Below are 6,000 nucleotides of genomic sequence, written 5' to 3'. Positions count from 1 at the left end.
TTAATCTCGGTAGTGTCCTGAAAGCAGATAACATATCTGCCTGAACAGGCTGCTTTACAGTTCCCAATAAGGTTGGACAAGAGTTCATTCTCGCTTATCCGTTCATTCAGGAGAAAACGGTAGAAGCCTTTTGCGGATGCATCATCATCTGTAAGTTGGCGTATCGAATGAACACTCCGGCTAAAAAGATCATTTAAAATCTTATTCCCTCTTAAAAGTAAACGGTGATCCCCTAAATCTGTAAATTCTCGACGCATATCAAGTGCAAAGTAAATAAAAAGATGTGTCCACACGATAGGGCATACGGGGGAATGACGACATACTGTTAGAAACATGTTACTGGTAAACCCGGCCTGCAGCCAAAGATCGGGGGATAGTATCATAAATTAACGAAATAAGGTAAACTTAAAACTTGTTTGTTTTTATTAATTATTTGGTAATCAGCATTTTGTTTGCTGGCTTTTGTTTTGAAACATAAAAGATGATCACTAAAGTAGTGGCATTATCAATCATCTTAAAACACAAACAATTCATTATGAAGTACAATAAACTCATTGCAGGTACTTTGCTGATTTCAGCAATCGGTTTAGGTTCATGTAAAGAACAGCCGAAAGAAAACAAGGAAGAAAAACAAACAACAGCGACTACTGAAGGAAGAAAAGAATACTATGAAGTTGCACCAAATGTAAAGCTGCATGTAACAGATCTGGGCAATGGTCCTGCAGTCGTGCTGATCCATGGTTATCCGTTGAGTGATGTCTCATGGGAATACCAGTACCACGCTTTGGTTAAGGCCGGTTATCGGGCGATCGGGATTACTTTGAGAGGCTTTGGTCAGTCTGATAAACCTTTTGGCAAGTATGATTATGATCAGTTTGCGGATGATATCAAAAGCGTTTTGGACCAAATGGATATTAAAGACGCGGTAATTGGCGGACATTCGATGGGCGGTGCAATTGTGTTACATTATGTAGCCAAATACAATGGTGCACATATTAAAAAGCTTGGTCTGTTCTCGGCGGCTGCCCCACGTCACACTAAAACTGCCGATTATCCTTACCCATTATTCACAAAAGATGATATCAGTGGTTGGGTTGCGCTTAACGATTCAGATCGCCCTTCATTATTGGCCGCGGTTGGTTCCAAATTTGCTCTGACTCCAACTTCACTTTCTCCAGGCATCGGCCAATGGTTATATTCTATTGAACTTCAGTCATCAGCTTATGCAATGGAGCAGGCACTTATTTCCCTAAGAGATGAAGATTTAAGGGCCGACTTGGCAAAAATCAAAGTCCCAACCTTGATCATGCATGCAAAACATGATCACATTGTGGCCTATGCCTTAGCACAGCAGATGAATAAGGGAATAGCAGGTTCTAAACTGGTAACCTTTGATAAAAGCGGTCACGCTTCCTTCCTCGAAGAAAAAGATAAGTTCAATGAAGAACTGATCAGATTCATTAAAGAATAATCAATCATCTGGTGGATATCACGCACACTGCCGTGCGGGATATCCACCTTTTAACTTATACATTATGTCAGAAAAACAAAGCCTCAGCACCGCCCAGATTCTCATTATGTCGGTAACGGCAGGGATATGTGTGGCCAACGTTTATTACAGTCAGCCTATACTCGGCGCAATTGCCACATCCTTAAAAACAGATGAAAAATCAGCGGGACTGATTTCCGTTTTATCCCAGGCGGGATACGGTTTGGGTTTATTTTTCCTAACGCCACTTGGTGATAAAATGGACCGTAAAAAATTGATTCTCTGGCTACAGCTTGCCTTGGTTGTAGCTTTGGTTGCAATGGCCTTATCCCCGAATCTGGCAATAATTTACGCTTCAAGTTTAGCCGTTGGCTTATTTGCCGTTTCAGCACAGGTCATTTTGCCCATGGCAGCAAGTCTGGTTTCCGAAAACAGAGGAAAAATAGTAGGTGTTATTTTTACCGGAATTCTGGTTGGCGTTTTAGCGGCCAGGGTATTCAGCGGATTCGTTACCGAATGGCTGAGCTGGCGTTATGTTTTCGGTATTTCTGCAATAATGGTGGCACTGTCGGCAATATTGATGCAAACAGATTTTCCCTCAGCTAAGGTCCGTTTTGATGGCAGTTACGCGCAGTTACTTCAATCCACTTTTGGGCAGTTTAAACGCTTTGGGACTTTGAGGAGAACGGCCCTGACCGGTGCGCTTACTTTTGGTACACTGAGTTCATTTTGGATTGCGTTAACTTTTCACCTTAGCGGTGCACCATTTAATTATCAGACCGATACCATAGGTTTATTTGGCCTCTTGGCTGTCGCGGGTGCTTTATTGGTTCCGCTCTTTGGAAAGCTTTCTGATGGTGGCGGGAAACCAAAGCGTTCATTAATGCTTACGCTGTCTTTGGTTATTGCAGGTATTCTGGTGTTAAAGATTTTTCCTTTTTCGGTTATTGCGCTTTCAGTTGCCGTGGTATTATTGGATATAGGTGTTCAGGCTACTCAGGTAACTAATATAGCACTAATTTATAGCCTAGATTCAAAAGCCAATAGCAGGATCAATACGGTTTACATGACCTGCTATTTTATCGGTGGTGCAACTGGTGCCTTTGTTGGCTTAATCTGTTGGAAAATGGGTGGCTGGGAAATGGTAACCTGGCAGATGATTACTTTTGCAATGCTTGCATTTTTGACGATTATTGTAGGGAAAGATAAGGGAATATGATGGGTAGTATCATTTCCCTTTCAATCACCTCATTATTCGCTACCTCGATCATTCAGGTCTTCTATTATATTTCGTATCCAGAATCGTCTTTTAGCGAAATATCGTGAGCTATTTGTTGTCGTGGTGTTGATGATACATCATTAGTGCCATATTCTAGCATTTGGCATATTCTTTGAATTCGCGGGTTTGAACAATAAGCAAATCAATCCCTATCGAATCAATCCTCAATCGCTTGGTGATGATTAATCATCATCCGGGTGTTGATCGTTTTGGCAATTGCTATAAAATTCAATCACCCAGTTCCCGGATATATTCCGGGGATGATCAATTATAAAGAATGATAAAGCAGGAATCAGATTTTAGCTCCAATACTAATGTTGATGACATTGATATTAATCCTCATGCCAATTCTTATTTCGGAGCACGGGCAGAAACTTTGGCAGAACAAGAAAAGAATTTTACCTTAAAAGAACTGTTTCAAGGTGTGTTTTTTAAACTGTACCCCTTATTCTCGATTGATTGCGGAGCATTAATGCTCTACAACGAAGAAATGGACCACATCACTAGAGCCTATCTGACCGAAGCCATTTCGGGCAAAATATCCTGTACCGAAATCATTTCCGATCCGGTGAGTCTTTCGCTTATCACAAAAGAAATTTCGGATTTTGATTTTCCTGTGCTTAAATCGCGGCAAGACTGGATAACTGATTTTGGCGAAAATCATTGCTTAACCAATCATCCTATAGAATATCATTTTCACTGTTATATTCCTTTGGAACACAAGGGTCGGATATTGGGAACCTTCGAACTGCATAACCATAATCGCGAGCTAAGCGCAGAAGGATTGAGTTTTTGCTGTAACATTGCCGATTTTATTGCCGGCCTGCTGGCTGTAATGGAGGAAAGAAATGGATATGCGTCCAGGTTTGTAAGACTTGCCAGGCCCGAAATGATAAATGGCACCAAAACATCATTACATGCTGAGGAGAAAATTAAGCAGTTGGAAAATGAAATTGGAAAACTGAACACTCAACTTGCCGAATACCTTGTTTTCAAACCAGAAGTAACAAACGAAATTCTTGATCACCCAGAAATTGTGGGCAGCAGTCCGGAAATGCAGGAGGTTTACAAACTGCTCAACCGGATCTCCACCTCAGAAACTACCGTGCTAATTTTGGGCGAAACAGGCACGGGTAAAGAATTGATCGCCAAAGCCATTCACGATGGGTCTGGAAGGAGCCAGAAAACAATGATTAAGGTTAACTGTGCTGCTATTCCGCCTAATTTAATCGAATCAGAACTTTTTGGCCACGAGAAAGGGAGCTTTACAGGTGCCACTGAAAAACGGATAGGCAAGTTCGAACAGGCACACAAGGGCACAATTTTTCTTGATGAAATAGGTGAGTTAACGCTCGATTTACAAGTTAAATTGCTCCGTGTTTTACAGGAAAAAGAAATAGAGCGTGTTGGTGGTAAAACAACTGTCGCAACTGATGTACGCATCATCTCCGCCACAAACAGAAATCTTTTCGAAGAAGTAGAGGCGGGAAGGTTTAGGCGTGATTTATATTATAGGTTAAATGTTCTTCCGGTTTCATTGCCACCGCTTCGAAATCGGAAATCGGATATCGCAGTGCTTGCTACCTTTTTCTTAGAGAAATTCGCCAAAAAGTCGAATCGAAATTTCGATGGATTTTCGAAAAAAGCAATTTCTACAATGATGGCTTATAGCTGGCCGGGCAATGTTAGGGAATTGGAGCATCTTATCGAAAGGCAGGTTGTAATGGCACAGGGGCCTATGATCAAGGACCTCGAAATCCCTAAAAGCACTGAACATTCTTTATCAACTGTAGCGCGTGTTAAAACCATTTCAGAAAATGAACGTGATCATATTTTCGCTGTTTTAGAATTGTGTAATGGGAGGATTTCTGGAAAGCATGGCGCGGCAAAACTGTTAGGGGTTCCGGCAACAACACTGAATTCGAAAATTAAAAAGCTTGGCCTGGCCAAAAAGCATGTTTTTAATTAAAACGACTACAGGTTATACGCCAGATAAACAAAACTTTGAACAACTAATTTCTGCCCTGGAAATGATTTTGTAACGCAGCGGTTAAAGAGTCAGGTTTGAACGAGCAGTAGGCTAGTGCTTATCCTTTTGCTAGCAATCATTAGAATGGAGATATCTTCTGAGCCAAGTCTAAAGATATCTCCATTTTTCTTGGAATAACGATTGGCCTAAATATCCAATTCGAAAGATGATCTGGAGGCTTTATCTGCCTGATCCAATAAATCAGCATCATGTTCGGCAGCCATTTCACCGCTAATCACTGTACTTTGATTTAGCGCATCTTCTTCACTTGTTAATGCGTCTTCCTTATCGTCAGAAAGTTCTTCTTTATTTGGGTCTATAATCATGGTTTTTTTATTTAAAGATAACCATTTAAATACGTTAACATCCTCTTTTTTTGTTTTAAATTCAATGATTCAATTTTCAGTTCAAGACAGATTTTTTTATAAAAATTTCATCATAAATTTACTTTATATCGCTAATGATTTATTGTTGGTTTGTGTTTAATTATTTGTATATCAGTATTTTGTTGGTAGGTTTTCTTTTTGTTGCCTTAATGTATGATCTCATACCTGCACCTAAAATTAATGATAATTGGTAAAATAAGAGCATGATTGATCCAATCTTTAAAATACTTTTTAGCGAAGTATAAAATTTTTGTATCAGCGGTCAGTGAGACTAGTATTATTTTACAATGAGGCTTATATGATAGTTTTTAGAATACTTGAAAACCCATTGGAATTTTCATGCTTGGGCTAATAAAAACTAGGACATTTACTGCAATCCGTTTCAGTTTGAAATACGAATTCAATCTTTATTTCTTCTCTTGGAAGATGATCTGCCATCAAAAAGAAGCTTATTTTTTAAAATGCTTATTCTTTCTTCTCTGGAAAGTTTTTTGATCGATTTTTTTGCTTCTCCGCTTCCGATTACAGAATGAAGATTAGAGTTAATGATGCTTAATAGTTGGTTCATGTTCTGCAGTATTTCTGTAATTAGATTAATACTTTCAGTCTGATAGCTATAATTTTCTAGGTGATTTGCTAACCTTGATGATGGGTTTTTAAGGAGTTGTTTTTCTGTTTGCTTTGGTCGTTTATGGGAGCTGTTATCCAAACCCAAACCTTTCATTGACTCACTAATTTCTTTTAATTTTGATCTCATATATCTATCAATGCTAATCAATCCATCGGTATAAAGCATAACCTAGTTCAAAACAATAGT

6 protein-coding genes are annotated in these 6,000 nt (G+C 39.4%); 3 read left to right on the top strand and 3 right to left on the bottom strand.

Going from position 1 to position 6,000, the window contains the following annotated elements:
* On the bottom strand, positions 1-257 hold a 257-nt coding region (locus tag EYS08_RS23345), incomplete at its 3' end, for a transposase DNA-binding-containing protein (protein WP_208745942.1).
* A 278-nt stretch (positions 258-535) separates the two neighbouring features.
* Between EYS08_RS23345 and EYS08_RS23340 the strand changes: the two genes are divergently transcribed.
* The 3 genes from EYS08_RS23340 (at position 536) to EYS08_RS23330 (ending at position 4,737) form a co-directional block, all read left to right on the top strand.
* Positions 536-1,471 carry an alpha/beta fold hydrolase gene (locus EYS08_RS23340; RefSeq protein ID WP_131032355.1) on the top strand — a complete coding sequence of 312 codons (936 nt, stop codon included), beginning with the start codon at positions 536-538 and terminating at the stop codon, positions 1,469-1,471.
* A 64-nt stretch (positions 1,472-1,535) separates the two neighbouring features.
* A complete protein-coding gene (locus EYS08_RS23335) occupies positions 1,536-2,708 on the top strand; it encodes an MFS transporter (protein WP_131032350.1) in 1,173 nt (390 codons plus the stop codon).
* Between the two features lie 337 nt (positions 2,709-3,045).
* Positions 3,046-4,737 carry a sigma-54 interaction domain-containing protein gene (locus EYS08_RS23330; RefSeq protein WP_244216032.1) on the top strand — a complete coding sequence of 564 codons (1,692 nt, stop codon included), beginning with the start codon at positions 3,046-3,048 and terminating at the stop codon, positions 4,735-4,737.
* Between the two features lie 206 nt (positions 4,738-4,943).
* Here the strand turns inward: EYS08_RS23330 and EYS08_RS23325 are convergent, their stop codons facing one another.
* Both EYS08_RS23325 and EYS08_RS23320 read right to left on the bottom strand, forming a co-directional pair.
* A complete protein-coding gene (locus EYS08_RS23325) occupies positions 4,944-5,123 on the bottom strand; it encodes a hypothetical protein (protein ID WP_131032349.1) in 180 nt (59 codons plus the stop codon).
* A gap of 460 nt (positions 5,124-5,583) precedes the next feature.
* Positions 5,584-5,979 carry a hypothetical protein gene (locus tag EYS08_RS23320; RefSeq protein ID WP_131032348.1) on the bottom strand — a complete coding sequence of 132 codons (396 nt, stop codon included), beginning with the start codon at positions 5,977-5,979 and terminating at the stop codon, positions 5,584-5,586.
* Positions 5,980-6,000 lie beyond the last annotated feature (21 nt).

The organism is Pedobacter kyonggii, from assembly GCF_004310665.1.
Classification (GTDB): domain Bacteria; phylum Bacteroidota; class Bacteroidia; order Sphingobacteriales; family Sphingobacteriaceae; genus Pedobacter; species Pedobacter kyonggii.
Note: the sequence above shows the minus strand (reverse complement) of the source record. Positions and strands in the feature narration are given on the sequence as shown.

What these genes read in the sequence shown, in the direction of transcription:
- EYS08_RS23340 (WP_131032355.1), top strand. Translation starts at nt 536, where the DNA reads ATGAAGTACAATAAACTCATTGCAGGTACTTTGCTGATTTCAGCAATC.
- EYS08_RS23335 (WP_131032350.1), top strand. Translation starts at nt 1,536, where the DNA reads ATGTCAGAAAAACAAAGCCTCAGCACCGCCCAGATTCTCATTATGTCG.
- EYS08_RS23330 (WP_244216032.1), top strand. Translation starts at nt 3,046, where the DNA reads ATGATAAAGCAGGAATCAGATTTTAGCTCCAATACTAATGTTGATGAC.
- EYS08_RS23325 (WP_131032349.1), bottom strand. Translation starts at nt 5,123, where the DNA reads ATGATTATAGACCCAAATAAAGAAGAACTTTCTGACGATAAGGAAGAC.
- EYS08_RS23320 (WP_131032348.1), bottom strand. Translation starts at nt 5,979, where the DNA reads ATGCTTTATACCGATGGATTGATTAGCATTGATAGATATATGAGATCA.